This is a genomic window from Hyphobacterium sp. CCMP332 (assembly GCF_014323565.1).
Lineage (GTDB): Bacteria > Pseudomonadota > Alphaproteobacteria > Caulobacterales > Maricaulaceae > Hyphobacterium.
On sequence record NZ_CP058669.1, the window covers coordinates 221,326 to 247,177 of the forward strand.

Annotated in this window: 27 protein-coding genes and 1 pseudogene; 22 read left to right on the forward strand and 6 right to left on the reverse strand. The window is 60.9% G+C overall.

The genetic code is table 11. The annotated features are described in order from the left end of the window. The first annotated feature begins 114 nt into the window (after positions 1-114). Genes HXX25_RS01140 through HXX25_RS01150 form a run of 3 tightly spaced genes read left to right on the forward strand, consistent with a single transcriptional unit; the run spans position 115 to position 1,631 of the window. Positions 115-1,035, forward strand: coding sequence for a peptidylprolyl isomerase (locus tag HXX25_RS01140; protein ID WP_187166687.1), 921 nt, complete (start codon positions 115-117; stop codon positions 1,033-1,035). 39 nt (positions 1,036-1,074) lie between these two features. After that, positions 1,075-1,485: a (deoxy)nucleoside triphosphate pyrophosphohydrolase gene (locus tag HXX25_RS01145; protein ID WP_187166688.1), complete on the forward strand. Its 411-nt coding sequence runs from the start codon at positions 1,075-1,077 to the stop codon at positions 1,483-1,485. A gap of 11 nt (positions 1,486-1,496) precedes the next feature. Continuing rightward, positions 1,497-1,631 carry a Flp family type IVb pilin gene (locus HXX25_RS01150; protein ID WP_187166690.1) on the forward strand — a complete coding sequence of 45 codons (135 nt, stop codon included), beginning with the start codon at positions 1,497-1,499 and terminating at the stop codon, positions 1,629-1,631. Here the strand turns inward: HXX25_RS01150 and HXX25_RS01155 are convergent. Continuing rightward, positions 1,628-2,530, reverse strand: coding sequence for a methyltransferase domain-containing protein (locus HXX25_RS01155; RefSeq protein WP_187166692.1), 903 nt, complete (start codon positions 2,528-2,530; stop codon positions 1,628-1,630). The genes HXX25_RS01150 and HXX25_RS01155 overlap by 4 nt on opposite strands. Between HXX25_RS01155 and HXX25_RS01160 the strand changes: the two genes are divergently transcribed. The 4 genes from HXX25_RS01160 to HXX25_RS01175 are packed head-to-tail and all read left to right on the forward strand — an operon-like array spanning position 2,521 to position 4,876. Beyond that, complete coding sequence (locus tag HXX25_RS01160; protein ID WP_187166694.1) at positions 2,521-3,294, forward strand: ComF family protein; 774 nt, start codon at positions 2,521-2,523, stop codon at positions 3,292-3,294. The two genes, HXX25_RS01155 and HXX25_RS01160, sit on opposite strands and share 10 nt — an antisense overlap. Before the next feature lie 31 nt (positions 3,295-3,325). Continuing rightward, positions 3,326-3,583 (forward strand): glutaredoxin 3, encoded by a 258-nt coding sequence (gene grxC / locus HXX25_RS01165; RefSeq protein WP_187166695.1) that lies wholly within the window; start codon positions 3,326-3,328, stop codon positions 3,581-3,583. A 4-nt stretch (positions 3,584-3,587) separates the two neighbouring features. Further along, positions 3,588-4,403, forward strand: a complete 816-nt coding sequence (locus HXX25_RS01170) for a carbon-nitrogen hydrolase family protein (protein ID WP_187166697.1) — start codon at positions 3,588-3,590, stop codon at positions 4,401-4,403. Between the two features lie 47 nt (positions 4,404-4,450). Further along, entirely contained in the window at positions 4,451-4,876 is a 426-nt protein-coding gene (locus tag HXX25_RS01175; protein ID WP_187166699.1) for a DUF1178 family protein, read from the forward strand. Here HXX25_RS01175 and ubiG read toward each other — a convergent pair. Beyond that, positions 4,873-5,634 carry a bifunctional 2-polyprenyl-6-hydroxyphenol methylase/3-demethylubiquinol 3-O-methyltransferase UbiG gene (gene ubiG, locus HXX25_RS01180; protein ID WP_187166701.1) on the reverse strand — a complete coding sequence of 254 codons (762 nt, stop codon included), beginning with the start codon at positions 5,632-5,634 and terminating at the stop codon, positions 4,873-4,875. The genes HXX25_RS01175 and ubiG overlap by 4 nt on opposite strands. Before the next feature lie 120 nt (positions 5,635-5,754). Here ubiG and HXX25_RS01185 point away from each other — a divergent pair, with 120 nt between their 5' ends. The 6 genes from HXX25_RS01185 (at position 5,755) to HXX25_RS01210 (ending at position 12,858) form a co-directional block, all read left to right on the forward strand. Continuing rightward, the gene (locus HXX25_RS01185; protein ID WP_187166703.1) at positions 5,755-6,975 is read left to right on the forward strand and encodes an aspartate kinase; all 1,221 of its coding nucleotides are present in this window, start codon (positions 5,755-5,757) and stop codon (positions 6,973-6,975) included. Continuing rightward, positions 6,972-9,290: a phosphoenolpyruvate--protein phosphotransferase gene (ptsP, locus tag HXX25_RS01190; RefSeq protein ID WP_233346768.1), complete on the forward strand. Its 2,319-nt coding sequence runs from the start codon at positions 6,972-6,974 to the stop codon at positions 9,288-9,290. Before HXX25_RS01185 ends, ptsP begins: the two co-directional genes overlap by 4 nt. Positions 9,291-9,374: 84 nt before the next feature. Beyond that, positions 9,375-10,229, forward strand: coding sequence for a helix-turn-helix domain-containing protein (locus HXX25_RS01195; RefSeq protein WP_187166705.1), 855 nt, complete (start codon positions 9,375-9,377; stop codon positions 10,227-10,229). 70 nt (positions 10,230-10,299) lie between these two features. Further along, complete coding sequence (gene ispG / locus HXX25_RS01200) at positions 10,300-11,427, forward strand: flavodoxin-dependent (E)-4-hydroxy-3-methylbut-2-enyl-diphosphate synthase (RefSeq protein WP_187166707.1); 1,128 nt, start codon at positions 10,300-10,302, stop codon at positions 11,425-11,427. A gap of 4 nt (positions 11,428-11,431) precedes the next feature. After that, positions 11,432-11,770 (forward strand): ArsC/Spx/MgsR family protein, encoded by a 339-nt coding sequence (locus HXX25_RS01205; protein WP_187166708.1) that lies wholly within the window; start codon positions 11,432-11,434, stop codon positions 11,768-11,770. A 2-nt stretch (positions 11,771-11,772) separates the two neighbouring features. After that, entirely contained in the window at positions 11,773-12,858 is a 1,086-nt protein-coding gene (locus HXX25_RS01210; protein WP_187166710.1) for a low specificity L-threonine aldolase, read from the forward strand. Here the strand turns inward: HXX25_RS01210 and HXX25_RS01215 are convergent. Then, on the reverse strand, positions 12,855-13,964 hold the full coding sequence (locus HXX25_RS01215; RefSeq protein WP_187166712.1) for a PDZ domain-containing protein: 1,110 nt from the start codon (positions 13,962-13,964) through the stop codon (positions 12,855-12,857). The genes HXX25_RS01210 and HXX25_RS01215 overlap by 4 nt on opposite strands. 210 nt (positions 13,965-14,174) lie before the next feature. Here HXX25_RS01215 and HXX25_RS01220 point away from each other — a divergent pair, with 210 nt between their 5' ends. Genes HXX25_RS01220 through HXX25_RS01230 form a run of 3 tightly spaced genes read left to right on the forward strand, consistent with a single transcriptional unit; the run spans position 14,175 to position 15,599 of the window. Continuing rightward, on the forward strand, positions 14,175-14,765 hold the full coding sequence (locus tag HXX25_RS01220; RefSeq protein WP_187166714.1) for a TIGR00730 family Rossman fold protein: 591 nt from the start codon (positions 14,175-14,177) through the stop codon (positions 14,763-14,765). Then, on the forward strand, positions 14,765-15,154 hold the full coding sequence (locus tag HXX25_RS01225; protein WP_187166715.1) for a hypothetical protein: 390 nt from the start codon (positions 14,765-14,767) through the stop codon (positions 15,152-15,154). Before HXX25_RS01220 ends, HXX25_RS01225 begins: the two co-directional genes overlap by 1 nt. Before the next feature lie 25 nt (positions 15,155-15,179). Then, positions 15,180-15,599, forward strand: a complete 420-nt coding sequence (locus tag HXX25_RS01230; protein ID WP_187166717.1) for an MAPEG family protein — start codon at positions 15,180-15,182, stop codon at positions 15,597-15,599. Here the strand turns inward: HXX25_RS01230 and HXX25_RS01235 are convergent. Further along, positions 15,543-16,445, reverse strand: coding sequence for a tetratricopeptide repeat protein (locus HXX25_RS01235; protein WP_187166719.1), 903 nt, complete (start codon positions 16,443-16,445; stop codon positions 15,543-15,545). The two genes, HXX25_RS01230 and HXX25_RS01235, sit on opposite strands and share 57 nt — an antisense overlap. 38 nt (positions 16,446-16,483) lie before the next feature. On the opposite strand from HXX25_RS01235, the gene prfA reads away from it, so the two are divergent. The 5 genes and pseudogenes from prfA (at position 16,484) to clpB (ending at position 22,800) form a co-directional block, all read left to right on the forward strand. Next, complete coding sequence (gene prfA / locus HXX25_RS01240; RefSeq protein ID WP_187166721.1) at positions 16,484-17,554, forward strand: peptide chain release factor 1; 1,071 nt, start codon at positions 16,484-16,486, stop codon at positions 17,552-17,554. Further along, entirely contained in the window at positions 17,551-18,315 is a 765-nt protein-coding gene (locus HXX25_RS01245; RefSeq protein ID WP_187166723.1) for an MOSC domain-containing protein, read from the forward strand. Before prfA ends, HXX25_RS01245 begins: the two co-directional genes overlap by 4 nt. After that, positions 18,312-19,106, forward strand: coding sequence for a peptide chain release factor N(5)-glutamine methyltransferase (gene prmC / locus HXX25_RS01250; RefSeq protein WP_187166725.1), 795 nt, complete (start codon positions 18,312-18,314; stop codon positions 19,104-19,106). The genes HXX25_RS01245 and prmC overlap by 4 nt, the downstream gene beginning before the upstream one ends. 191 nt (positions 19,107-19,297) lie before the next feature. Continuing rightward, positions 19,298-19,993 (forward strand): DUF4167 domain-containing protein, encoded by a 696-nt coding sequence (locus HXX25_RS01255; RefSeq protein ID WP_233346773.1) that lies wholly within the window; start codon positions 19,298-19,300, stop codon positions 19,991-19,993. 175 nt (positions 19,994-20,168) lie between these two features. Next, positions 20,169-22,800, forward strand: a pseudogene (gene clpB, locus HXX25_RS14220) (ATP-dependent chaperone ClpB). 44 nt (positions 22,801-22,844) lie between these two features. Here clpB and HXX25_RS01265 read toward each other — a convergent pair. Then, entirely contained in the window at positions 22,845-23,294 is a 450-nt protein-coding gene (locus tag HXX25_RS01265; protein ID WP_187167710.1) for a glyoxalase superfamily protein, read from the reverse strand. A 195-nt stretch (positions 23,295-23,489) separates the two neighbouring features. Next, on the reverse strand, positions 23,490-24,962 hold the full coding sequence (locus tag HXX25_RS01270) for a M23 family metallopeptidase (RefSeq protein ID WP_187166726.1): 1,473 nt from the start codon (positions 24,960-24,962) through the stop codon (positions 23,490-23,492). Between the two features lie 192 nt (positions 24,963-25,154). Here HXX25_RS01270 and chpT point away from each other — a divergent pair, with 192 nt between their 5' ends. Beyond that, complete coding sequence (chpT, locus tag HXX25_RS01275; protein WP_187166728.1) at positions 25,155-25,829, forward strand: histidine phosphotransferase ChpT; 675 nt, start codon at positions 25,155-25,157, stop codon at positions 25,827-25,829. The last annotated feature ends 23 nt before the right edge of the window (positions 25,830-25,852 follow it).

Consider the following 25,852-nt stretch of genomic DNA (forward strand, 5'->3'; position numbering starts at 1 on the left):
CAACAGCTTGACGCGCCCCCGAAACCGGCTTCATTGAAACCGGATTTGACTTAAGGACGCGCGGTATAGGTGTCAATGAAACGCGGCTGCAATATCCCTACTTCGGCAAAGACTTTGGCAAGCCTTGTGGTTTTGCTGCTGGTATCAGCTTGCGGCAGTCCCGAGACTGTTGAAACCGGCACTGCCGGTTTGCCGCCCCCCGATAGTGCGGTGGCGCAGGTCGAGCAGACCATCATCTACAATGCCGGTGTTCAACGCGAAGCCTTTGCCCAGGGGCTGATCGAGGAGGGCGGGCAGCTTTCTGCCGATGACCCCGAATATGGGCGCATCGTCGAGGAATTGATCGATCAGCGCCTTCTGGCGATCGAGGCCCGGCGGCGGGGGTTACAGAATACGCCAGAAGCCCGCAGACGATTGGCCGCAGCCGAAGAGCGCATACTCGGCAACATTCTGCTGGAAACGGAAATCGCCGAACAGGTCACCGAAGAGGCGGCGCTGCGCCTGTATAGCGAGCAAACCGGTCTTGCGCGTCCCGGCGAGCAGATTCGCGCCCGGCATATTCTGGTCGATACGCGCGAAGCGGCGGACGCCATTATCGGTTTGGCTAATGATGGCCGGGACTTCGCCGAACTGGCGGTACAGTATTCCACGGACATCGCCACGCGCGTTCAGGGCGGAGATCTGGGATACTTCTCTCGTGATGGCGTTTTGCCGGAGATCGCAGCCCTCGCCTTTTCCTCTGAGCAAGGCGAAATCGCCGGACCGGTCGAGACGGCTTCCGGATGGCATCTGCTCTATATCGTTGATCGCCGGTCACCCGAGGGTCCCGCCTTTGAAGAAATGCGCGGGTCGATTGTCCGGTTTCTGACATTCGAGACCATTTCAAATCTCGTTGATCATCTGCGGGACAGCGCCAGCATAGACCTGATCGAACCCGAGGCATCGGAGACCACCGTGCCCGGGACGGCGGATATTGTGCTCGACACTCCGGGCGATGATGATGAGCCGGACGCGCCCGCGGATAACGATAATTAACCCTGTTTGCTCACGCGTTTTTAAGGACAATTTGTCAATATGACTGATGTGAAGCCGGTTTTGCTGGTAGCAGCCTGCGCCCTGCGTGATGCAGACGGACGGGTGCTCATTGCGCAAAGGCCGACTGGCAAGGCCCTGGCCGGGAAGTGGGAATTTCCGGGTGGCAAGGTCGAGATTGGAGAAACGCCCGAACAGACCATCGTTCGGGAATTGCGCGAGGAGCTAGGGATCGAACCATGCGAAAGCTGTCTTCAGCCCTTCGCCTTTGCCTCTCATCCCTACGAGGCCTTTCACCTCGTGATGCCGTTATTCATATGTCGCCGATGGGATGGATTCATCTCTCCTCAGGAAGGTCAGGCGATTGCCTGGGCGAGACCCGAAAAATTGCTGGACTTCGATCTGGCGCCCGCCGATCAGCCGCTCGCCGCCGAAATTCGCGATCGCTTGTAAAGCGTTTTGCTATGGATACGGCCGGCACAACGGCCATCGAATACTCGATTATTATCGCCCTGATCGCGTTTCTGACCGTCGCGGCCCTGACCCTGATCGGGCCCCAGGTCATGCAAATGCTGACCAATGCCGGGTCCGCCTTCTAGCGACCGGCTTTCTCGCCCGCCGATTTCTCTGTCACCCCCAGCGCATCGGCCAGCCGCACGGTCGCCGACCCCGGTCGTTTGGGCCGCGGTTGGTCGGGGTGGGGCGCCCAGCCACCGGCATGGATGATTTCAAAGCTCGCCCGGATTTTCCGGTCCGGATCGGCAAAGCGTTCTGAATAGATTTCCGCCATGCGCACAAAGAATGTCTTGCCCCGCGGCGTGCGCGGCCGGTCGGCCAGCACACTTGTCTCGCCCATCTTCCGGAGATCGCGCATCAGCACAAAGGCGTTGCCATAGCGCACCGTCACCCGGTCGACATCTGTCACCGGCATCGCAAAACCCGCGCGTTGCAACAGCCCGGCCATGTCCATAGTATCGGCGAAAGGCGAAACCCGCGCCGCAACGCCGTCATACAGCTCGCTTTCCGCTGCCATCAGCGACTGGCGCAACTCCTTCAGGCTGGCACCGCCAATCACGGCGCTGGCAAAGAAGCCGTCGCTTTTCAGCGCCCGGTTGATCTGGATCAGCGCGCCCGGCAAATCATTGGCCCAGTGCAGCGATAGCGGCGCGAGGACCAGATCAAAGCTCTCATCGGCGAAGGGCAGGGCTTCTTCATCGACGCAGGCATCGATCGCGAGCCGCTCTGCAAAATCGGTTTCGATCAACGCACCGATCTTAGCCGCTGCGACCGGTCTGTCTTTCAGTGCACGGCCCACAGCGCCGCCTCCACCCAGCACCAGTGCGCGCGGAAAATCGCGGCTGATACTCTCGACGCGATCGAGCAAATCGTCGATCGCCCGTTGCAACAGGAAGTCATATTCGTGCAGGCTGTGCGCGGCACGGTTGCGGCGCTGCCTCAAAAGGCGGCGATCAAACAGGGCGGGGGGCGATGAAGTCATGGGTCCGATATGGCGCGTTAGGCGCGGTTAGAAAAGCCGGGACTGCGGTCGGCAATCTGATCTGGCCCCCGATATCGCCGCTCACCGGTAATCCTGTCAGCGCCACCGGACAGCTGGAAGCGGCCAGCTGGGCCGATATTCATTTCCTCGATGCGCCCTGGTGCGACACTTGCGGTCTGCCCTTTGCCTACTGGGTCGGCGCGGGCGCAGAATGCGGGGCTTGCGCCGCCCGCCTTCCGGCAGTTCACAAGGCCCGAGCCGCCTTTGCCTATGAAGACAGATCCCGCCAGCTGGTGCTGGACTTCAAACATGGCGGGCGGCTGGACGCACTGGACCAGCTGGCGCGCTGGATGGTGCGCGCCGGACCCGATGTTCTGGGTGGCGCACAGGCCTTGATTCCCGTGCCCTTGCATCCGACACGGCTTTTCACGCGGCGATATAATCAGTCCGCCTTGCTGGCAAAGGCCGTGTCGAAGCGCACCGGCATTCCCGTTGCGAGCGAATGGCTGGTGCGCAAGCGCCGGACCCCGACCCAAGCCGGGCAATCGGGCAAGGCGCGCCGCCGCAATGTCTCGGGTGCGTTTGCGGTCACCGCCAGAGGCCGCACAGAATTACCGGGCACGACCGTCGTGCTGATCGACGATGTGATGACGACCGGGGCGACATTCGAGGCCTGTGCCAAGCCGTTATTGCGGTCCGGAGCGGTATTTGTGAATGCTCTGGCATTGTCACGCGTTGTGAAACCAACGGATCCCACTACATAAGGGAAAAGGATTCTCACCGGAGAGAGACGTTATGGCCAAAGTCACGATCTATACCCGACCCATGTGCGGTTATTGCGGCCGCGCCGTCAGCTTGCTGAAGAAGAAGGGCGTTGCATTTGAAGAAATCAATGCCGGTTTCGATGCCGACAAGCGCGCCGAAATGGTGCAGCGATCCAATGGCGGCCGGACCTTTCCGCAGATCTTCATCGGTGACGAACATATAGGCGGGTGTGACGACATGATGCGGCTGGAGCGCTCGGGCCAGCTTGACGCGCTTCTGAGCGCCTGACGCCATGCGCGTTGCGCTCATCCAGATGCGGTCCGGCACGGACATCGCGGCCAATCTTGCCGACGCTGAACGCCTGATCCGCGAGGCTGCCGCGCAGGGGGCAGGCTTTATCGCGACGCCGGAAACGACTCACCTGGTGCAGAAAGACGCCGAAAAACTCTTCGCGGTGCTGAAGCATCCGGATGATGATCCGGCGCTGCCGTTTTTTGCGAAGCTCGCCAAGGAATTGGGCATCACCCTGCTGATTGGGTCGATGGCCTTGCGCGCGCCCGGAAACCGCGCGGTCAATCGCTCGCATCTCTTTGGAACGGATGGCCAGCTTGTCGCGACCTATGACAAGGCCCACATGTTCGATGTCGGTCTCGGACAGGGCGAAACCTATTCGGAATCAACAAATTACGATTCCGGTGACCGGGCTGTTCTGGCCGATATTCCCGGCGCGAAACTCGGGCTGACCATCTGCTACGATGTGCGATTTGCTTATCTTTATCGGCAATTGGCGCAAGCCGGGGCGCAGATCATCACCGTGCCGTCGGCCTTCACCCGGCCGACCGGAAAAGCGCATTGGGAGATCCTGCTGCGCGCGCGCGCCATAGAGACCGGTTGCTATATTTTGGCACCGGCCCAGGGCGGGCTGCATGAGGACGGGCGCAAGACGTGGGGACATTCCATGGTCATCGATCCATGGGGCGACATCATCGCCGAGCTCGACCACGACCACCCGGATGTTTTGATCGCCGATCTCGACATGGCGAAGGTTGAAACCGCCCGCACGCGTATTCCGTCGCTACAACATGATCGCGAAATATCCGGGCCGTAAGCGCGAGCCATCTTGGCGTTTCGTGCCAAATTGCCCATATACCAACCATGATCCGATACGCTCTCATCTGTGATGGCTCGCATGAATTCGAGGCATGGTTCCGCAATTCGGACGATTTCGACGTCCAGGCCGATGCCGGGCTCGTGGAATGTCCGCATTGCGCCTCGACGGCTGTGAAGAAGGCCATCATGGCCCCGTCGATTGCCAGGAGCGGTGGCAACACCTCGGCTGATCCGCAGAAAATGATGATGGAGATGGCGGGCAAGATCCGCAGCCATATTGCCGAGAATTTCGACTATGTCGGCGACAAATTCGCCAGTGAGGCGCGCGCCATGCATGATGGTGAAAAGCCGGAGCGCGCCATTTACGGCGAAACCACGCCGCAGGAGGCGACCGCCTTGCAGGATGAGGGTGTGCCGTGCGCGCCCTTGCCCGACCCGCTCGTTCCGCTTCAGGCGAAGAAGCTGAATTAGGCTTTCACCGCCGTCATCATGTAATTGACCGACGCATCGCCGGTGATCTCGAACTCGTCCTTCAGGGGATTATAGCTCACGCCCACCGGCGTTTTCACATCCAGCCCTTCGGCTGACAGCGCGGAGCGGACTTCCTCCGGCTTGATCAGCTTGTCGAAGCGGTGCGTGCCGCGCGGCAGCCAGCGCATCACCCACTCAGCGCCGAAAATCGCAAAGACGAAGGCCTTGGAGGTGCGGTTGATCGAGGCGACAATCATCAGCCCGCCGGGCTTGAGCAGCTTGGCGCAATCGCGCAGGAATTGATCCGGATCGGCCACATGCTCAACCACTTCCAGATTGAGCACGACATCAAACTGTGCCTTGCCCTGTTCCAGCAATTGCTCGGCGGTGCCGTGACGATAGTCGATGGTCAGGCCCTGTTCTTCTGCATGCACCTTGGCTGTCTTGATGTTGGGCTCGGCGGCATCCACGGCTGTCACGCCGGCCCCCAGCCGCGCCATCGGCTCGGCAATCAGCCCGCCGCCACAGCCGATATCCAGCAGCTTCAGCCCTTTCAGTGGCTCTGATCCGCTTTTCAGATTGAAATGGCTTATCAGGGCATCGCGGATATAGCCGATCCGCGCCGGATTGAATTTGTGCAGCGGTTTGAACTTGGATTCAGGGTCCCACCATTCTGCCGCCATACGCGAGAATTTCTCCACCTCTTCCGGGTCGATGGAGGGGCTGGTCAGCTTTTCCGGGGCTTCGGCATGGGCCATGGCGAATTCTCTTTTTCCGCTTTGAATTTCTGTTCTGCCATAATATGGCCTCGCAGAGGCGCACTTTCGAGCCCGGTGTGAAGCGGTTATACGCCGCAGCACAGTATGCGAGGGTCAGATTTGACCACAAGGGTAATGAAATTCGGTGGCACTTCGGTTGGCTCGCTCGACCGGATCCGTGCCTGTGCAGCCATTGTCGCGGCGGAATGTGCGCGCGGCGAGCGCGTAGCCGTCGTCGTTTCGGCCATGGCGGGCGAGACGGATCGCCTTCTGTCGCTGGCAGGCAATCTCGGATTCGGCCTGGGTGATGAGGAAACCGACGTCGTCCTCAGCGCGGGCGAGCAGATCAGCGCGGCCCTGATGTCGATGGCGCTCAGCCAGAACGGGCTGACGGCGCGGTCCTTCCTGGGCTGGCAGGCCCGCATCCGGACGGACGGTCCGCCGGGCTCGGCCCGGATCAGTGGCCTGGATGCCTCGCCCATGCGCAGCGCGATGGATGAGGGTTGCATTCCGGTGATGGCCGGTTTTCAGGGTGCCTCCATCAATGAGCGCGTCCGAACCCTGGGCCGGGGCGGCACGGATTTGTCGGCTGTCGCCCTCGCCGCAGCGCTGGGAGCCCATTGTGATATCTATACCGATGTTGATGGTGTGTTCACCACTGACCCGCGAATCGAGCCAAAAGCCCGGCGGATTGATAAGATCAGCTACGATGAGATGCTCGAACTCGCCGCACAGGGCGCAAAAGTGCTACAGACCCGATCGGCGGAGTTTGCCAAGGCGCGCAGCGTGCCCTTGCGGGTTTTGTCCAGCTTTGCCGAACCGGGCCAGTCAGAAGGCACAATGATCATGCAGGCCGAAGACATTGCCGAACGCCGTATCGTTTCCGGAATCGCTTATGCGCGGGATCAGGCCCGCATCGCCTTGCGCGGCCTGTCGTCCGCGCCGGGGGCGGCTGCGGCTATTTTCGGCGGGCTGGCTGATGCCGATATCGGCATTGATATGATTGTTCAGTCGCCCTCGAGCGAAAGCGGACGGGCCAATCTCGAATTCACCGTGGATCGCCGGGATCTGGACAAGGCGCTGGTCTGTATCGGCGAAAGCGACGCGCATGACGTGCTCAGCGAGACCGGGCTGGCGAAAGTGTCGGTGGTCGGCCTCGGCCTCAATCGCCGCGCGGATGTCGCCCGTATCCTCTATGGTGCGCTGGCCAGACAGAAAATCGCCATCCGCACGGTATCGACCTCCGAAATCAAGATCAGCGTCCTGATCGAGAATGACGCGGTAGAGAATGCCGTGCGCGCTCTCCACGCGGCCTATGGCCTGGATGACGCGGCAGTATGATGGATGAAGTGATCGATACGACCGACCTGAAAAATCTCGCGCCGGGTCCGCGCCGCCTGCTGAAACGGCTGCGGGCGTTGATGGCGGATCAGGACAATGCGCAAAAACGGCTGGACAATCTCACCGGCATGATCGCCGAGGAGACCGGCTCGGACGTGGCGTCCATCTATCTGGCGCGGCGTAGCGGATCGCTGGAATTGTGCGCCACACACGGCCTGCGCCAGGACGCGGTTCACAATACGCGCCTCCAGCACGGCGAGGGTCTGGTGGGACAGGTCGCCCTGACCGCCAAGCCGCTGGCGGTTGCTGACGCGCCAAAACACCCATCCTTCTCCTACCGGCCCGAAACCGGCGAGGAGCCATTTACCTCCTTCATCGGGGTGCCGATTCTGCGCGGTGGCCGCCTTGTCGGCGTGCTGACCAGCCAGACGACGCATGAGCGCAAGCTCGCCGATGGCGAAATTGAAACCCTCCAGACGGTGGCGATGATCCTCGCGGAAATCATCGCTTCCGGTGCAATCATTGCGCCCGAGGAACTGGCCGGTCTGGATGTCCGGCCGACTCGGCCAGAACGCTTCCAGGGCGGAGCTTTTTCGCCGGGGCTGGCGATTGGCGTGGCGGTGGTTCACGAGCCGCATGTATCGCCTGTCCGCCTGATTGCGGACGACCCGGAAGACGAGGAAGGCCGCCTCGACATTGCCATCAACGAGCTTCGCAAGGCGATTGACGGTATGCTGGACGGTAATCGGCTCCCCTTCGGTGGGCCGACCCGAGACGTGCTGGAAGCCTATCGCATGTTTGCCCATGACCGCGGCTGGCTGGCCCAGTTGCGCGATGCCGTGCGTCAGGGTCTGACGGCTGAAGCCGCGGTCGAGCGCGTCCGCAACGAACATCGTGCCCGCCTGATGCAGGCCAAGGACCAGAATTTCCGCGAGCGATTGCATGATCTGGAAGACCTCGCCAATCGCCTGTTGCGGCATCTGGATGAAAACAACACCGATGCTGGCGCGCCTTTGCCGGATAACGCCATTCTGGTTGCCCGCTCCATCGGGCCGGCAGAATTGCTGGATTATGACCGCTCCAAACTGAAAGGCCTCGCACTGGAAGAAGGCTCGGCCTCCAGTCATGCCGTGATTGTCGCCAAGGCGCTCGGCATTCCGCTGGTGGGGCAGGTGGAAGGTGCGCTCGATCGGGTTGAAACTGGCGACACCGTCATCCTCGATGGCGAGTACGGCTTGCTCCACATTCGCCCGACGGCAGAGGTGAGCGAAGCCTATGCGGACCGCGCCAAGGCGATTTCCCGGCAGGCCGCGGCCTTTGCGCGGCTCAAGGACGCGCCGTTGATCACGGCAGATGGTCAGCCGTTTGAGCTGCATCTCAATGCCGGTCTGCTGGTCGAATTGAAGCGGCTGGAAGAGACCGGTGCGGCGGGCATCGGGCTGTTTCGGACCGAATTCCAGTTCATGGTCTCCGATACGCTGCCGTCCGTCGTTGAACAGGCAAAGCTCTACAAGACGGTGGTGGATGCCTGCGGAGATCGCCCGGCGGTCTTCCGAACGCTCGATCTTGGTGGCGACAAGGTGACGGCCAGCGCACCGGCCATGCGCGAACCCAATCCGGCGCTGGGATGGCGGGCCATTCGCATGGGGCTCGACCGTCCCGGCCTGTTGCGGCTGCAATTGCGTGCACTGATCGAAGCCGCAGACGGCAAGGAGCTGGACGTACTGTTTCCGATGATTGCCGCACCGTGGGAATTCTTTGCCGCCCGCGACATGCTGGAAGCGGAAATCACACGGGCGAAAAAATACGGGCACAAAATGCCCCGGAAATGGCGGGCCGGCCTGATGTTGGAAACGCCGGGCATGGCGTTCGCTATTGATGAAGCCCTGCCGCGCGTCGACTTTGTGGCCGTCGGTGCCAACGATCTGATGCAGTATTTCTTCGCGGCCGACCGGCTAAATGCGCGGGTGTCCAACCGCTATGATATCCTGTCTCCGGCGGCTTTGCGGCTGTTCAGGTTCATCCAGACCTCCTGCGCCGCACACAACGTGCCGGTCTCGGTTTGCGGTGAGACCGCCAGCCGCCCTCTGGAAGCCGCCGTTCTTCTGGCGCTGGGCTATAAAAAACTGTCCATGGCCGCCTCCAGCATCGCCCCGGTGCGCACATTGCTGAACGGGCTGGATGTTGAAAAACTTGGCGCATGGCTTGCATGCCGGCTGGATAATCCGGGGCGCACTTTGCGCGACGAATTGATTAAAGCAGGCATTGATGCAGGATTACCGTCTGAAGCTGTTGATAACTCGCCCCGCATCTGAAACTATCAAGACTTGCGCGCCTGACGGGCGAAGTCAGCGCGTTTCAGAAAAATCTGGCCTCAAGTGCCACAGAAAGCAGGGTGGATGATGTCCCAAGGGACGTCCAATACAGGGTTTGTGCCCGTTGACGCCGTTTATTCCGGCTCCGGCAATGCCTATACGCGCCTGACCGCCGGCGAGCGCCTGCGGGAAGCCCGTACCAAGCTCGGCCTGACGCTCGATAGCGCGGCCGCCCGCACACGTATTCGCCGCGATTATCTTGAGGCGCTGGAAACCATGGATCCGCGCGGCCTTCCGGCCCAGGCCTATGCCATTGGTTATCTGCGGACCTATGCCCGGTTTCTGGCGCTGGATGATGTGGCGCTGGTCGATCAGTTCAAGGGCGAGGCCGATACCCAGACGGGTCGCGCAACGCCGACCGCCCCGCAACAGCAGCGCGAAATCAAACTGCCGCGCGGTCTGATCGGCGTGGTCCTGATCCTCCTTCTCGTGGCGCTGGTAGCCTGGTGGTATTCCAACGCGATTTCCGGCGAGACCGTCTTCGACGATATTCCGCCACCTCCCGATGATGTGATGAGCCAGAATGGCGGCAATGATATCTTTGCCGCTGATCTGCCGCAGGTAGCGTCCGCCGATATCTGGTCGGGTCTGCCCTCGCTCAATCCCACAGATGACGAGATTCCCGACATTACCCTTCGCGCCAGCGCGCCGGTCTTTTTGGAAGTCCGAGATAGCGCAGGCCGTATCCTGTTTTCCCGCGAACTGGGTGTGAACGAGACCTATCGTCCGATTTCCGAGCCCGGCCTGACCATCACCGCGGAAGACGGCGGCCGGATCATGGTCGAGGTGGACGGCGAAGAGACACGTCCGCTGGGCGATCCCGGCCAGTCTGTCACCGACGCCCCGCTCTTTGCCGCTGAAAGCGTTGACCCGGCATAGGGACGCACCCCCTCGCAAGGCAGATCAAACGCGTCTATATCCGGTTGAACCAACCTGATTGAGCCAGCTCATGCACGAACAGCATCGCGAAGTCCGTCCCTGGCGCATGATCGAGCGCCGGACCAGCCGCAAAATCCATGTCGGCAAGGTCGCCGTGGGCGGAGATGCCCCGATCAGCGTGCAATCCATGACCAACACGCCGACGCCGGATGCCGCCGCAACCATCGGCCAGATCCGCCAGCTGGAAGAAGCGGGCGCGGATATTGTCCGCGTGTCCTGCCCGGATGAAGACTCGACGGCCGCATTGTCGACGATTGTGAAATCGGTCTCCGTGCCAATCGTTGCGGACATCCATTTCCACTACAAGCGCGGCATTGAAGCGGCCAGGGCGGGCGCGGCCTGTTTGCGCATCAATCCCGGCAATATCGGGAAAATGGACCGCGTGAAGGAAGTCGTGCAGGCCGCCAAGGACTATGGCTGCTCCATCCGCATCGGTGTCAATGGCGGCTCTCTGGAACGGCATCTGCTGGAAAAATACGGCGAGCCCTGCCCCGAAGCCATGGTCGAAAGCGCGCTCGATCACGCAAAGATTCTCGATGATCTCGACTTCCACGAATACAAGATTTCGGTGAAGGCGTCCGACCTTTTCCTGACCGTGGCCGCCTATCAGATGCTGGCCGAAGCCACCGATGCGCCCTTGCACCTCGGCGTGACCGAAGCGGGCGGTGCGCGCATCGGCTCGGTCAAATCCGCCATCGGTATGGGCAATCTTCTTTGGTCGGGCATAGGCGACACCATTCGCGTTTCGCTGTCGGCGGATCCGGTCGAGGAGATCAAGGTCGGTTTTGACATGCTCAAATCCCTGGGCCTGCGCACACGCGGCGTGAACATCATTTCCTGCCCGTCCTGCTCGCGGCAGGGCTTTGACGTCATCAAGACGGTGGAAGCGCTCGAGGCGCGCCTGTCGCACATTTCAGAGCCGATCTCGCTCTCCATCATCGGCTGTGTCGTCAACGGGCCGGGCGAAGCCATGTTCACCGATCTCGGCTTTACCGGCGGCGGCAAGGGCTCGGGCAAGATGTATGTCTCCGGCAAGCCGGATCACAATGTCACCAATGAAGAAATGGTCGAGCACATCGCCAGCCTCGTCGAAGCCCGCGCCGAGCAGATGCGCGCGGCCAAGGATGCGGCGGAATAGATCCATGAAACTCTACGGCCTGAAGAATTGCGATACCTGCAAGAAGGCGATGAAAGCGCTGGACGCTGCCGGGCAGAGCTACACCTTTGTCGATATTCGCGCCGAGGCCGATGTTGCCAAGCTTGCACCTAAATGGCTGCAACGGGTTGATCCGGCGAAGCTGATCAATTCCCGCTCCACCACCTGGCGGCAGCTGGATGAGAGCGAGCGGGCCAAAGCGGAGACCGATCCGGCCGGCCTGCTGGCCGCCAACCCGACCCTCGTCAAACGCCCGGTGATCGAGCGCGGCGATGACGTCTTCGTCGGCTGGACGAAGGATGTTCAGGCCGCGCTGGACGTCTGACCGTGTCAGAGCTGCGGGATCAATGCGATATCCGGATCGGCTTTCCGCGCGGCGACGAAGGATCCCCTGCCCGATGGCTGCGCACCATTGCCGATTATCTCGAAAATGAAGACGTCACCGACGAAATCTATCTGTCCGGCAAGCTCGCCGAAAAGCTGGAGACGTATTGCGCAGATGTGCTCGGCAAGCCCGCCGCGCTCTGGTTTCCGACCGGCACCATGGCGCAGGCCGCTGCCGCTCTGATTCATGCGCAGGCGACCGGGCGCAAGAGCATCGCCCTGCATCCGACCTCTCACCTCGTCCTGCACGAGGATGATGGCGTCCGGGAGCTCCTGAAGCTGGATGTCGCGATCATGGGTGAGTGGCCGCGCGTGATCGACGCGCGCGACGTGCAGACCCTCGACGACGACCCGGCCTGTGCCATTATAGAATTGCCGCAACGCCATAATGGCGGACTCTGCCCGGACTGGGAGACGCTGACCGGCGCGGTCGCCGAAATCCACGCCCGGGGCGCCAGAGCCCATATGGACGGCGCGCGCCTCTGGAGCACGCGCGACGCGCTCGGCGGGCGTAGCTATGCGGAGATATGCGCGCCCTTCGACAGTATCTATGCGTCTTTCTACAAGGAGATCGGCGCGCTCGGCGGCGCGATCCTTGCGGGCGACGAAGCCATTGTCGAACAGGCCCGGCTCTGGCGTCACCGGCAAGGCGGCTTGCTGATCCGCGGCTGGCCGATGATCGCTGATGCGCTGCGCCGCTTGCCAGCCGTGATCGAGGCCATGCCAGCCTGTATCGGCGCGGCAAGAGAGATTGCCGGACGAATCCGCGAGACGGGATTCCAGATCGAGCCCTGGCCGGTCCAGACCAGCATGTTCCATGTGCGCTTGCCGCTGACCAAAGCCGAATTCGCGGCGCATCGCGACGCCATAGCGCGTGACACCAAAGTCTGGATCGGTGGTTCGGGCTGGGAGCTGGACGCTCGTCCCGGCATGTCGCTGGAAATCGCGGTCGATGCACAGCTCGCCGCGGCAGACCGGGGCCGGCTTGTTGCGGCCTTTGCCTTGTTGAAGCGCCGGATCGACGCCTAATCCACCAGCGTCACCAGGGGTAGAATGATTTCCGCCTCGTCGCTTTCGCGGCGGACTGTGACCGATTCCGGCATGGCTTCGCCGCGGGCGGAACCGCACCCGCGCTCGGCAACCGGCAAGCCGTCGAAATGGGTTAGCACATCGCCGACCTCCAGACCTGCTTCTGTGGCGCGACTGCCGGGCACAATGGCGTCAATGACGACATTCCGGCCCTGTGGCCGAAGCGCCAGACCATGCGTGATCTCAGCCTCCATGGGGATGGGGCCGTCGCCTTCGATCCGGTCCAGCCGCACGCGTTCGTTTTCGATATCGAAGGTCCAGTTGAAATGCCGCATCATCATGCCGCCAATGACTTGAGTCTCGGGCACCTCTTCCAGCAAGGGCTGTTCGAAGACGAAATCCCCCAACCGCACATCACCATCAACCCGGCTACCATCGCGATACTCGATCCGCGAAAACCGGATGGAGGCACCGATCGGGCGCGGTTCGCTGACCAGCGGATAGCGATCGATCCGGTTGAGGGCGAGCGGCGTTCCGGCCGCACCGGAATCAATCAGCACACGTGGATCCCGTCTCCCCGGGAAATCGAGCTCGATAAAGGGGCGCACACCGGGGCCACGTGTTGAAAAAATGGTCGCATTGTCCGGCCGGGACAATTCACCCTCATTCAGGCGGATCACGCCATTTTCATAATCCAGCGTCATCAGGAAATCGCGAAACACCGTATAGCCGAGAATACCGTCAATCTCGCGGCCAAGCCCGACGGTGAGATGATCCAGCGGATCGAGCCGCACGGGCAGGCGATCAATATTCAACGGGCCCATCGTGGCATTGGTGATGTTCACACCATCCAGATGGCTGACATCCATATTCGCAACACGGGCGATGGCATCGGGGTCGATATGGGTGCGCGCGGCGCCGGTATCATAGATCAGCCAGAGCGTCCGGTCCGCATCACTTTCCGGCCGGCCCGGCTGGGCGCTGACCACGATCGGCACGAAGAAATAATCGCGGCACATCTCGGTTGGAATGATGAGTTCGTCCTGGGCCAGAGCGGCAACAGGCGTGAACAGAAGGGCGAGGGCGGTCGGGATGATTTTCAGCATGCGGGAATTATTGCCAGACAAATCGCACCGGGGAAGAGGGAATGCCGCGCTTCCCATCCTCCCCCTCACCCTCGAATACTCGCCTTAGCAAGGCTCGCATTCCTTCCCTCTCCCTGGAGGGAGAGGGAAGAGCGCGAATTCGCGCAGCGATGAGCGGTCAGGGTGAGGGGGTATCTTTCCAACAGCGCTAGAATCCCGCCTAATGCGCTCATGACAAACATCACCTCCATCTGCGTCTATTGCGGCTCCAACCCCGGCACCAAACCGGAATATGTCGCGGCCGCCAAAGCCATGGGCGAGGCCATCGCCGGGCGCGGGATCACACTCGTTTATGGCGGCGGCAAGGTCGGCCTGATGGGCGCGGTCGCTGATGCGGCCCTGGCCGCCGGGGGCAAGGTCGTCGGGATCATTCCGGAATTTCTGGCCCTCAAGGAGGTCGCCCATGCCGGCCTCAGCGAGCTCATTGTGGTGGATTCAATGCATACCCGCAAAGCGGAAATGGAACGGCACTCGGACGGTTTCATCGCCATGCCCGGCGGGATCGGGACGATGGAAGAACTGTTCGAGATCTGGACGTGGAGCCAGCTGGGTCAACACAGAAAGCCCTGCGGACTGCTGGACGCAGCGGGCTATTACGCCGACCTCAACGCCTTCCTGGATCGCATGGCCACGGACGGTTTCGTCAATCCCGAGCACCGCGCCATGCTGACCTGTAGCGATGATCCGGCGGCCCTGCTGGACGCGTTTGGCGCCTATGAAGCGCCAGCGGCCGATATCCGCATCAAGGTCGCGCAAACCTGATGCGTGCGCTTCTTCATTGGTGGCTAGGACTTGTTGACCCGTTTGGCCGTGCACGTTGGGCGAACAAGGTTGTCCTGATTGGTTTGACCGAAGTTGATTCCGACAATCAACCGCTGCGGCAAGTGCAGGCTTGGGGCCGCATCGTGAATGCCATGCGTGGACATAACTTTCTTATCGAACTCGATGGTCACTGGAAGGGATATTTCTGTTCGCTGCCGCCCGACCCAAATCGGTTCCGGATAGCGCCCCCGGGCGATTATGCATTGAAATCAACGGGAGAGATGCTGCGCGATCCGGACTTTACAACGACATGGATCAGCGATCTGGATTCTGGTGCGGATCTTGAGAAAGTTCCCGGCCTCTTTTTAACCGCCGAGGACCTGGCTTAGCTTTTTCGTATAAGGAGACACTTTAATGGACACCATTCTAACCCCCGCCCTTGCCCTGATCTGCTGGACGCTGGTCATGTGGTTGTGGATGTATGCCACGCGTATCCCCGCCATGCAGAAGGCGAAAATCAATCCGGCGAAACTGCAGGAAAAATCCGAGATGGATGTCCTGCCGAAGGAAGTCCGCCGCATCGCGGATAATTACAACCATCTGCACGAACAGCCGATCATTTTCTATGCGCTGGTCTTCTATGCCTCATTGGCCGGGTCGGACACAACGGTGATGGTCTATGCGGCTTGGGGCTATGTTGCGTTGCGCATTGCCCACAGCCTCATTCAGGCCTTGTGGAATTTCATTCCTGTCCGCTTCGCGGTGTTCATGCTGTCCTCACTCGTTCTCGTCCTGATGGCCGGGATCAACGTCGGGGCGCTGCTGGGGGGCTAGCCTTTCTTCTTCGGGGCGACCGCCCCAGGGAACACAGCCAAAGTTATCGCAGAATTCATCCGGCAGGTTGGGCTCTCGAGGCGCAGTTGCTAATCGAATTTGGGCCACAGCCTCAATGTCGGTCGGTATGGTCATTTCGTCTTGCAAATAGGCCAGTAACGGTTGGAACGCGCCTTCATAGCATTCAGATGCAGAAAACAGATACGCATCGGCAGCCGCCTGTTGTCGCGATCTGCTGTCTCCTTGAGATGGTTGGACTTCTCCGCGTTGATACATTTCACCGAGATTCCATGCAGCCATAGGTTCACCCTGCCGAACCGCACGCCTAAGCCAAATCACAGCAAGATTGCGATCGATAGGATTTCCAAGTTCGCCTGAGCGATAAAGGCCGCCGATTTCGGCTTGTGCGTAACGCGATCCGGATTCGGCAGCGGCTAGCAAAGCGGCGAAAAATTCGTCATTTTTGAGTCCGTCTTGGGTTCCAAAGGAATAATAAGCAGCAATGGTCTGGGCATCCGGATCGCCGGCTTCGGCTCGTTCCGCGATCCACCACGGCAGCAGCGTTTCCGGATTGCTTGGGGAAGCGTAGCGAGAAACAGGATGAAAGAATTCTTCAAATACGAAGACTTCATAATCGCAGTCGAATTGGGCTCGATTGAGCCAATCTGTCCGCAACGCATCCAATTGGTTCAACGGAAACTCCGGACCCTCATGATGGGCCACAGGAGCCGGACGACGAGCCCCCAGATACGCTCCAGTTGGCAAGCCTATCGTTAGAGCCAGGCAAAATAGAAAAATAGATTTCCACATTTGGCTGATGATGCCTGCGTCTATGTATGGTTTCAAGCATTTCGCAATTCATCAAATCCCGCTAATGAAGCGCCATGCACGCACCAGAAGCCCGTCTGGAACAGGTCATTGACCGGTTCGAACATGTCGAAGCCCGCCTCGGCGCCGCCAGCAAAGGCGACGAGATCGTGCGCCTGTCCAAGGAACATTCCGAGCTGAAGCCGGTCGCCGAGAAGGCGCGCGAGCTGAAAGCCGCCCGCGCCGAGCTTGCCGATCTCGAAGAGATGATGGAGGGCGGCGACAGGGAAATGGCCGACATGGCGCGCGAGGAATTCTACGCGCTGAAGGAAAAACTGCCGGAGATGGAGCGGGAGGTGAGCCTGCTCCTCCTGCCGAAGGACAAGGACGACGCGGCCAACGCCATGCTGGAAATCCGGGCTGGCACTGGCGGCGATGAAGCGGCGCTTTTTGCCGGCGATCTCTACGAGATGTATCGCCGCTATTGCGAGCTGCAAGGCTGGAAATTCGAGCTCGAATCCGCCAGCGAGGGCGAGGTCGGCGGCTACAAGGAAGTCATCGCGTCGATCTCCGGCAATGGCGTGTTCGGGCGTTTGAAGTTCGAATCCGGCGTGCACCGCGTCCAGCGCGTTCCCGCCACCGAGAGCCAGGGCCGCGTTCACACCTCCGCGGCCACCGTTGCCATCCTGCCGGAACCGGAAGAGATCGATATCGAGCTGAAAGATGAGGACATCCGCGTTGATACGATGCGTGCCTCGGGGGCGGGCGGTCAGCACGTCAACAAGACCGATTCCGCCGTTCGCATGACTCACCTTCCGACCGGCATTGTGGTCCTGTGTCAGGAAAAATCCCAGCACCAGAACCGCGCCCGCGCCATTCAGCTTCTGAAGACCCGCCTCTACGACATGGAACGCGCCGCCGCGGATGCCGAACGCGCCGATGCGCGCAAATCACAGGTGGGCTCCGGCGACCGGTCGGAGAAAATCCGCACCTATAACTTCCCGGAAAACCGGGTCTCCGATCACCGCATCAAGCTGACGCTCTACAAGCTGCAGGACATTCTGTCCGGCAATGCTCTGGATGAGGTGATTTCTGCCCTTGTCGCCGAGGACGAGGCGGCGCGTCTGGCCGCCATGGAAGACGCATGACGGGGCGCGTTGCCGCGCTCGCCCGTCATCCGGTCAAGGGCTTCACGCCGGAACCGCTGGAATTCGTCCGTCTGACCGCTGGCGCACATTTTCCCGGTGACCGGCTGTATGCCGTCGAGGATGGCCCCTCCGGCTTTGATCCGGACACTCCGCAGCATATCGGCAAAATGGCCTTCACCGTGCTGGCAAAACTGCCGGACGTGGCCGCCATCCGCACCAGATGGAATGAGGACGAGGGCAGTTTGACCGCCTGGCATCCTGATTTCGGCGAGGTCACGATTGATCTGGACGACGCAGGCGGGCGCACGGTTTTCGTGACCTGGCTGTCCGGTATTCTGGCCGGGCAGACGCGCGGCCCGCTGAAAGTGCTGACTGCGCCGGATGCCCACCGCTTCATGGACAGCCGCACGGGTTTTGTCTCGATCATCAACCTGGAGAGCGTGCGCGATTTTGAAACGAAAATCGGCCGCAAGATCGACCCGGCCCGGTTTCGCGGCAATATCATGGTCGACGGTTGGCCCGCCTGGTCAGAGCTGGACATGACGGATCAGGACATCGTCATCGGCGAGGTCCGCCTGAAAGGCCTCAAACCCATTCAGCGCTGCACGGCCACCCATGTCGACCCGCACACCGCCAAACGCGATATCGATGTCGTTGCCCTGCTCCGTGAGCACTATGGCCATTTCGAGTGTGGTCTGTATGTCGAGGTGATCGAGGGCGGCAATATTCGCCCCGGCGATGAGGCGCGAGCGGGGCAATGACAGACGCGGCCCGCAAGGCGCGCTGGATCGGGCAACTGAAATCTGCCGGGATCGGCGAGGCGGCTGTCGACCTGCGTCATATCCTTCTCGCAGCGGCGGATGACGCGCACGTCGACGACATGGTCGCCCGCCGCGCCCGCCGTGAACCACTCTCCCACATTCTTGGTGACAAGCCCTTCTGGACGCTGGACCTGAAGGTCACGCCCGACGTGCTGACCCCGCGCAGCGATACCGAAACGCTGGTCGAGACTGTGTTGAAGCATGCCGGCGACAAGAGCGCTGCGCTGGAAATCGCCGATTTCGGCACCGGTTCCGGCGCCATCCTGCTCGCACTCCTGTCTGAATTGCCCAACGCATCCGGTCTGGGTGTCGATATCAGCGAATCGGCGCTCGCCATTGCCCGCGAAAATGCCTTCCGGAATGGCCTTGAGGCGCGGGCGGTTTTCCGCACCGGCAACTGGGCTGACAGTGTCGAAGACAACAGTCTCGATATCGCGGTGTCCAACCCGCCCTATATCACCAGCGCGGTCATCGACACGCTGGAGCCGGAGGTACGCGATCATGAACCGCGTATCGCGCTGGATGGCGGTGATGACGGTATGTATGTCTATCGCTTTCTTTTGCCAGAGCTTTTCCGCATTCTGAAGCCTTATGGGCGGATGGCAGTCGAGATCGGGTATGATCAGGCAGAGGCCGTCAGCGCGCTGGCCGGGGCCGCCGGATTTGCCGATATCGCGACGACCCGTGATCTCGGCGGACAGCCGCGTGTGGTCTCGGGTCACAAACCATAATCCCCAACCGACAAAGGCACTTGGAAAATGAACCAAGCCGCGCTAGCGTGCAGGCAAGTTGAGGGAAGGCGCACCGGGCAGGGCTGTCGGGCGCATATATTTCCCCTCCAGCTTATCGTCTGTTTTCGTTATCGGTATTGATCTTCAACGGATGATGCGCGCCGCGAGTACACGGGGGAAAGCGGTATGACTTGCAGCCTGACAATGACGAGGAATTGACGACGATGAAGCGTCAGCGCGGACGAGGCCGGGGGAAACCCAGCGGCAATCAGGGTAATCGTTCTTTTGAAAGCAATGGACCGGACGTCAAAATCCGGGGCAATGCGGCCACAATTCACGAAAAATACATGCAGCTTGCCCGGGACGCCTCATCGTCTGGTGATCGCGTCATGGCGGAAAATTACTACCAGCACGCGGACCATTATTTCCGCGTTGTTTCCGAGCAGCAGGCCGTTCTCATCGAACAGCAGCAGCGCCGGAACCGCCAGCAGGAACAGCAAAGCAGCAATAATAATCAGAGCGATGGCGCCAATGATCGCCGGCGGAATTACCGCAATCGCAATGATTCCGACAATCATTCCGACGGCCAGCAGACCGCCAATGGCGGTGACCAGCCGCAATCGCGCCAGTCAAATGACAGCGACAACCCGCCGCCCGAAAGCGAGACACCGCGCCGCGGCCGCCGGCCTCGCCGTCAGCCAACCGAGGACAAGCGCGATCCGATGGAAGTCGTGGATCCGGAAGCCGGACAGAAAACCGATATTTCCACGTCCGGTGATGAGGACGAGCAGCCCAAGCCGCGCCGCGGCCGTCGCCCGCGCAAGGCTCCGGACTCTGACGGCTCCGATGGCAAATCCGGCGGCGGCTCCGAAACCGAAGCCGCGTGATCGCAGCATGAAAACTGAAACTGACAAGCCCCGGCCATCGCGCCGGGGTTTTTGTTATCGCACCCATCTTGTGTGGTGAATAGGCAACACCTATCTCCACAGCAGACACGAGGCCGGGCCTTATCCAGGGCGGCCTTGAAATTGCAATCTCGCCAGAACGGGGGATGGAACAGAAATGAATTTTGAAACCTATACGGATCGTGCGCGATCCATCATCCAGAACGCCCAGCAAAACGCGCTGGCCGCGCGGCATCAGCAATTCACGCCCGAGCATGTGCTCAAGGCTTTGCTCGATGACGAGGGCGGTCTGTCGGTCAATCTGATCAAGGCCGCCGGCGGTGATGCCGCTGCAGTTCAGGACCAGACCGATCTGGCGCTGGGCCGCTTGCCCAAGGTCGAAGGCGCAGGCGCGGGCCAGATCTATATGGCACCGCAAACCGCCGATGTATTCAAGACCGCCGAAGAGGCCTCGAAGAAGGCCGGCGACCAATACGTCTCCGCCGAGCGGATATTGCAGGCGCTTTCCATCGTCAAAGGCGCACACTCGGTAGACATTCTCAGGAATGCCGGTCTCACACCGCAATCGCTGAACACCGCCATCAATGACATGCGCGCCGGCCGGACAGCCGACAGTCAGTCTGCAGAAGACACTTATGACGCCCTGAAGAAATACGCGCGCGATCTCACCGAAGCGGCCCGCGAAGGCAAGCTTGATCCGGTCATCGGCCGGGATGAGGAAATCCGCCGCGCCATTCAGGTGCTGTCCCGCCGGACCAAGAATAATCCCGTCCTGATTGGTGAGCCGGGCGTCGGCAAGACCGCCATCGCCGAAGGTCTGGCCTTGCGCATCGTCAACGGTGACGTGCCGGAAAGCATCAGGGAAAAGAAACTTCTGGCGCTCGATATGGGCTCGCTGATTGCGGGTGCAAAATATCGCGGTGAATTCGAGGAACGTCTGAAATCCGTGCTCAACGAGGTCAGATCTGCGGCCGCCGGGCAATATCATTCTCTTCATTGACGAGATGCACACCCTGGTCGGGGCCGGCAAGACCGATGGCGCGATGGATGCGTCCAATCTTCTCAAGCCTGCCCTTGCGCGCGGCGAGTTGCACTGCATCGGTGCCACGACGCTGGATGAATATCGCAAGCACGTCGAAAAGGACGCCGCGCTGGCGCGCCGGTTTCAACCCGTCTTCATTGGCGAGCCCAGCGTGGAGGATACGATCTCCATCCTGCGGGGCCTCAAGGAAAAGTACGAGGTCCACCACGGTGTGCGGATATCCGATGGCGCCATCGTCGCAGCAGCTACCCTGTCCAATCGCTACATCACGGACCGTTTCCTTCCGGACAAGGCCATCGATCTGATGGACGAGGCCTCGGCCCGTTTGCGGATGCAGATCGACTCCAAGCCGGAAGAGCTGGACGAGATGGACCGCCGCATCATGCAGCTGAAAGATCGAGGCGAGGCGCTGAAAAAGGAAAACGACGCCGCCTCGAAAGCGACCGGCTCGAAAAGCTGGAAGCGAAATCGCCGAGCTTCAGGAGCAATCCGGTCCGACGATCACCGCCGCCTGGCAGGCCGAAAGGACAAGCTGGCCTCCTCGACGGACGTCAAGGAAAAGCTGGATCGCGCCCGGGCCGAATTGGCCGACGCCGAACGGCGAGGCGATCTCGGCAAGGCATCCGAGTTGAAATACGGCATCATTCCCGATCTCGAAAAGCAAAGGCCGAGGCGGACAATGCAGGCCGATGGCGATGTCATGGTCGAAGGAGGTCGTCGACCCCGAACAGATCGCCGGCGTGGTCTCACGCTGGACCGGCGTGCCGGTCGACAAGATGCTCGAAGGCGAGCGCGAGAAACTGCTCTCGATGGAAGTTGCCCTGCGGGGCCGGGTTGTCGGTCAGGACGAAGCCCTCAGAGCCGTCTCTGATGCCGTGCGCCGCGCCCGTGCCGGCCTCAACGACGAGAACCGCCCGCTCGGCAGCTTCCTCTTCCTCGGACCAACCGGCGTCGGCAAGACCGAACTGACCAAGGCCCTCGCCGAGTTCCTGTTTGATGACGACAGCGCGATCACCCGCATCGACATGTCGGAATATATGGAAAAACACTCCGTCGCCCGCCTGATCGGTGCGCCTCCAGGCTATGTCGGCTATGACGAGGGCGGCGCGCTGACCGAGGCCGTGCGCCGCCGGCCCTATCAGGTGGTGCTGTTCGACGAGGTCGAAAGGCCCACCCGGACGTGTTCAACGTGCTCTTGCAGGTCCTCGACGATGGCCGCCTGACCGATGGTCAGGGCCGCACGGTCGATTTCCGCAATACGCTGATCATCATGACCTCCAACCTCGGGTCACAATTCCAGCCGCAGCCCGAGGGTGCGGATGCTTCCGAGGCCAAGCGCGACGCGGTCATGGGCGCGGTGCGCGCGCATTTCCGCCCGGAATTCCTCAACCGTGTGGACGAGATCATTCTCTTCCGCCGGCTGGCCGAGGAGCAAATGGGCGCGATCGTCGATATCCAGATGAAGCGCCTGATGAAACTGCTGGCTGATCGCCGCATGACGATCGAGCTGGACGAGGCGGCCCGCTCCTGGCTCGCCCACAAGGGCTTTGATCCGGCCTATGGTGCGCGTCCATTGAAACGCGTGATCCAGAAAGAGTTGCAGGATCCGCTCGCCCGGCTTCTGCTCGAGGGTGAGCTCAAGGACGGCGACAATATCAAGGTCTCGTCCGAAGGCGGCCATCTGGTCATCAACGGGCAGATCATCTCCCGCGAAGCCGCCGCTCCGCCGGATGTGATGGTCAACTAGATCCGGAGAACGAACCCCTCTCCATTTTCGGAGAGGGGTTTTCTTTATGCTGCGCTGGCTAGGGACAACCGCAAATGCGGTTCGCCATCAGAGGTGCGGGTCACCGTCGAGCCATCCGCCTTGATCGTCGCCTGAATCCGCTTTCGATAGGCCGAGAAGCTGTCGAATTTGACGACATCGACCGCCTCGTCCAGATCAAGCGCAATTCGCATAAAGCCGTCTTCGGCCAGCGTCTGCAGGCTGAGGATACGGGCCTTGAAGGGCTGGCCCAGATAAAGGCCGGATACGTCCTGGCCAACCGCGAGCGGTAACGGCGCGCGATTGCCGGCGGCGGCATGAAGCGTGTTCCAGTCGCGATAGCCGAATTGCCGGGCGACCAGCTCCAGCGCTTCGCCATGCTTGATGAAATCGCCCTCTTCGGCGAGCGCATTTCGCAAGCGTTTCGCTTGCGCTTTCAGCGCCTCGAGTGAGGGCAGGGACAGGGTAGGGGGCATCATTTCGATCCTTGTGAGGATCCCGAACGTTTCGAAGGGGTTCGCATTGCCTTCATTCCGGGATCTTTCAAGACACCGAAAATCGAAATCGAGAGGCTTTCACCATGGACATGTGTCCTGCAAACGGCAGGCAGCCTTGGCCCGGCGCGGTGGATAGGCCCGTCCGGACAAAAGGTCAAGTCATGGCAGAAGGCGCTATTGTGCGCCCGGAGTGCCTTCGGCTGACACAATGCGGGAGGCGGCGGCATCACCGGTCTCGGCCGCATTGCGTGCGCTGTCGCGAATATCGATGATGCGATCCCGTTCGGCGACAAAGAGCGGAATTTCGTCCTCTTCCAGTGTCCGGCCTGTGGGCAGGTCCAGCGCCATCGGGTTCACCGACTGGCCATTGTGATGGACCTCATAGTGCAGGTGCGGCCCGGTCGAGCGGCCAGTCGTGCCGACATATCCGATAATCTGCCCCTGTTGCACGCGCGCACCGGCGGTGATGCCACGGGCAAATCCCTGCATGTGGGCATAGGCGGTCTGGAAGCCGTTCGAGTGGCGCAGACGCACATAATTACCGAATGAGCCAAAGCGGTCGGCGCGTTCTACCACGCCATAACCGGCGGCAAAGATCGGCGTGCCGCGCGGCGCGGCAAAATCCGTGCCCCGGTGCAGTCGGTTATATCCCAAGACCGGATGGCGCCGCATGCCATAGTGCGAAGAAAGCCGCGCGCCGTTTATGGGCGTCATCATCAGCAGGCGCTGGGCGCTTTCGCCGTCCTCGTTGAAATAGGCAATCTGCCCGTCTTCCGATTCATAGCGGTAATATTCCAGCGGATCACCGCGGCCCGCATACATGACATAGAGGATATCGCCCGTGCGCATCACATTACCGTCGGAATCGAGGAAGCGCTCGAACACCACGTCGAAGCGGTCGCCCTCGCGGATGGAGCGCTGGAAGTCGACGGCATAGGCGAGGATTCCGGCCAGCTCGACGACGATGCGGTCTGTGGCACCGGCGGCAAGTGAATCTACATAAAGGCTGGTCGTGATGGAGCCGGAGGAGCGGACCAGCTCACGTTCGAACTCGGCGGTCATTTCCCGTGCGCGGTAGGAACCGTCCGCCAAACGTGACACCGTAATCGAGCGATCGATAGCTGGGCGGAAAGAAAAACCGGAAAGGCGGCGCTCGCCTTCATTGTCTTCTGCGCTGCGGGGCGTTTCCAGATAGACGGTGATGTCCTGACCGGCGCGCAGGCGGCGGACTTCAAAGACCGGATCCAGCGAATTGACCGCGCGGGCGACATCGCCGCCCGATGCTCCGGCTTCGTTGAGGACGCCTGCCAGCGTGCCGCCACTGGGCACTGTGGCAACAATCGTTTGTGTATCCAGCGGGCAAGCGACGCAGTCGGTATAGAAGGCAGCATGTTCCAGATCGCGCAGGCTTTCGACCGGAGTGATTGTGTATTGCGGCTCGCTTCGCGACAGAGCAATCGCGGTATCGCCTGCGGATGCTTCAATGACAGGTGCTGTTTGCGGCTCGCTGACACTGGCCGGGGTGTCACCGCCAAACCGGCTGAAGATCAATGCAATCAACAGGATAACGGATAGCGCAATACTTGCGATGATCGCAGCCGAACGGCGGCGAACTTCATCAAGGGAACGTACATCAAATCCGGACATCACTGGCCTTTAATGGATAGCTAACTTGCTTCGTTCAACCATCAAGCAAGAACCGCGCCCGCTGCGGTCCTACAGTCAGTTTCCAACGCGGGCATGACAATGACGTGACGTAAGGAAGTTGCCAAGAGCTTACTGACAGTGCGAAATCGCAAGTTCAGGACATCTTGGCAGAATCATGTATCAGGATAAAACATGACCCAGATCAAACCCGCCGAACTCGCTCCCGAACAGATGGCCGCACTTTTGTGCGCCCGTCTCTGCCACGACCTTGTCAGCCCGGTTTCCGCCATGGGCATGGCCTTTTCCGTGCTGGATGATGATGACTCCGAAGACATGCGCGAGAATGCGATTGATCTGGTGCGCGAAAATGCCCGCCAGGCCGAAGCCAAGCTGGAATTTGCTCGGATTGCTTTCGGTGCCGCCGGTTCAGCTCCGGGAACGATGGAATCGTCCGAACTGAAACGCCTTGCAGAAAACTATTTCTCCACGCTTCGCCCCGACCTCGTCTGGAAGGTCAGCGCGCCGGGGCTGGAAAAGACCGCCGCTCGTTTGCTGCTCAATCTGTGCATGACAGCGGCCACGTCTGCGGCCCGCGGCGGCACGGTCACGGTGGAAGCCAATGATGACGGCGCCGGCGGTGTGCGTCTGCATCTGGTCGCCGAAGGCCCGAAAGCCGACCTCAAGCCCGACTTCGAGGGTGCCCTCGAAGGTCATGAGCCCGAGGACGGTTTCAATGGCCGCTCGATCCAGCCCTATTATACCGGCCTGATTGCCCGCTCGACGGGAGGGCGCGTGACTGCCAGCAAAGGCCAGGACCGCGTGGAGTTTGTGGCGCTTGTCGCTCCGAAAGCCTCACTCGCCGCCTGATTTCTCAAACCCCTGTTAACCAA

Excerpts from the sequence above, each read along its gene's own strand:
- HXX25_RS01205 (WP_187166708.1), top strand. The coding sequence starts at position 11,432 with ATGAAACTCTACGGCCTGAAGAATTGCGATACCTGCAAGAAGGCGATG.
- HXX25_RS01175 (WP_187166699.1), top strand. The coding sequence starts at position 4,451 with ATGATCCGATACGCTCTCATCTGTGATGGCTCGCATGAATTCGAGGCA.
- ispG (WP_187166707.1), top strand. The coding sequence starts at position 10,300 with ATGCACGAACAGCATCGCGAAGTCCGTCCCTGGCGCATGATCGAGCGC.
- HXX25_RS01145 (WP_187166688.1), top strand. The coding sequence starts at position 1,075 with ATGACTGATGTGAAGCCGGTTTTGCTGGTAGCAGCCTGCGCCCTGCGT.
- prfA (WP_187166721.1), top strand. The coding sequence starts at position 16,484 with ATGCACGCACCAGAAGCCCGTCTGGAACAGGTCATTGACCGGTTCGAA.
- HXX25_RS01225 (WP_187166715.1), top strand. The coding sequence starts at position 14,765 with ATGCGTGCGCTTCTTCATTGGTGGCTAGGACTTGTTGACCCGTTTGGC.
- HXX25_RS01270 (WP_187166726.1), bottom strand. The coding sequence starts at position 24,962 with ATGTCCGGATTTGATGTACGTTCCCTTGATGAAGTTCGCCGCCGTTCG.
- HXX25_RS01155 (WP_187166692.1), bottom strand. The coding sequence starts at position 2,530 with ATGACTTCATCGCCCCCCGCCCTGTTTGATCGCCGCCTTTTGAGGCAG.
- HXX25_RS01150 (WP_187166690.1), top strand. The coding sequence starts at position 1,497 with ATGGATACGGCCGGCACAACGGCCATCGAATACTCGATTATTATCGCC.
- HXX25_RS01215 (WP_187166712.1), bottom strand. The coding sequence starts at position 13,964 with ATGCTGAAAATCATCCCGACCGCCCTCGCCCTTCTGTTCACGCCTGTT.
- HXX25_RS01195 (WP_187166705.1), top strand. The coding sequence starts at position 9,375 with ATGATGTCCCAAGGGACGTCCAATACAGGGTTTGTGCCCGTTGACGCC.
- HXX25_RS01170 (WP_187166697.1), top strand. The coding sequence starts at position 3,588 with ATGCGCGTTGCGCTCATCCAGATGCGGTCCGGCACGGACATCGCGGCC.
- grxC (WP_187166695.1), top strand. The coding sequence starts at position 3,326 with ATGGCCAAAGTCACGATCTATACCCGACCCATGTGCGGTTATTGCGGC.
- HXX25_RS01265 (WP_187167710.1), bottom strand. The coding sequence starts at position 23,294 with ATGCCCCCTACCCTGTCCCTGCCCTCACTCGAGGCGCTGAAAGCGCAA.
- prmC (WP_187166725.1), top strand. The coding sequence starts at position 18,312 with ATGACAGACGCGGCCCGCAAGGCGCGCTGGATCGGGCAACTGAAATCT.
- ptsP (WP_233346768.1), top strand. The coding sequence starts at position 6,972 with ATGATGGATGAAGTGATCGATACGACCGACCTGAAAAATCTCGCGCCG.
- HXX25_RS01160 (WP_187166694.1), top strand. The coding sequence starts at position 2,521 with ATGAAGTCATGGGTCCGATATGGCGCGTTAGGCGCGGTTAGAAAAGCC.
- chpT (WP_187166728.1), top strand. The coding sequence starts at position 25,155 with ATGACCCAGATCAAACCCGCCGAACTCGCTCCCGAACAGATGGCCGCA.
- HXX25_RS01245 (WP_187166723.1), top strand. The coding sequence starts at position 17,551 with ATGACGGGGCGCGTTGCCGCGCTCGCCCGTCATCCGGTCAAGGGCTTC.
- ubiG (WP_187166701.1), bottom strand. The coding sequence starts at position 5,634 with ATGGCCCATGCCGAAGCCCCGGAAAAGCTGACCAGCCCCTCCATCGAC.
- HXX25_RS01220 (WP_187166714.1), top strand. The coding sequence starts at position 14,175 with ATGACAAACATCACCTCCATCTGCGTCTATTGCGGCTCCAACCCCGGC.
- HXX25_RS01230 (WP_187166717.1), top strand. The coding sequence starts at position 15,180 with ATGGACACCATTCTAACCCCCGCCCTTGCCCTGATCTGCTGGACGCTG.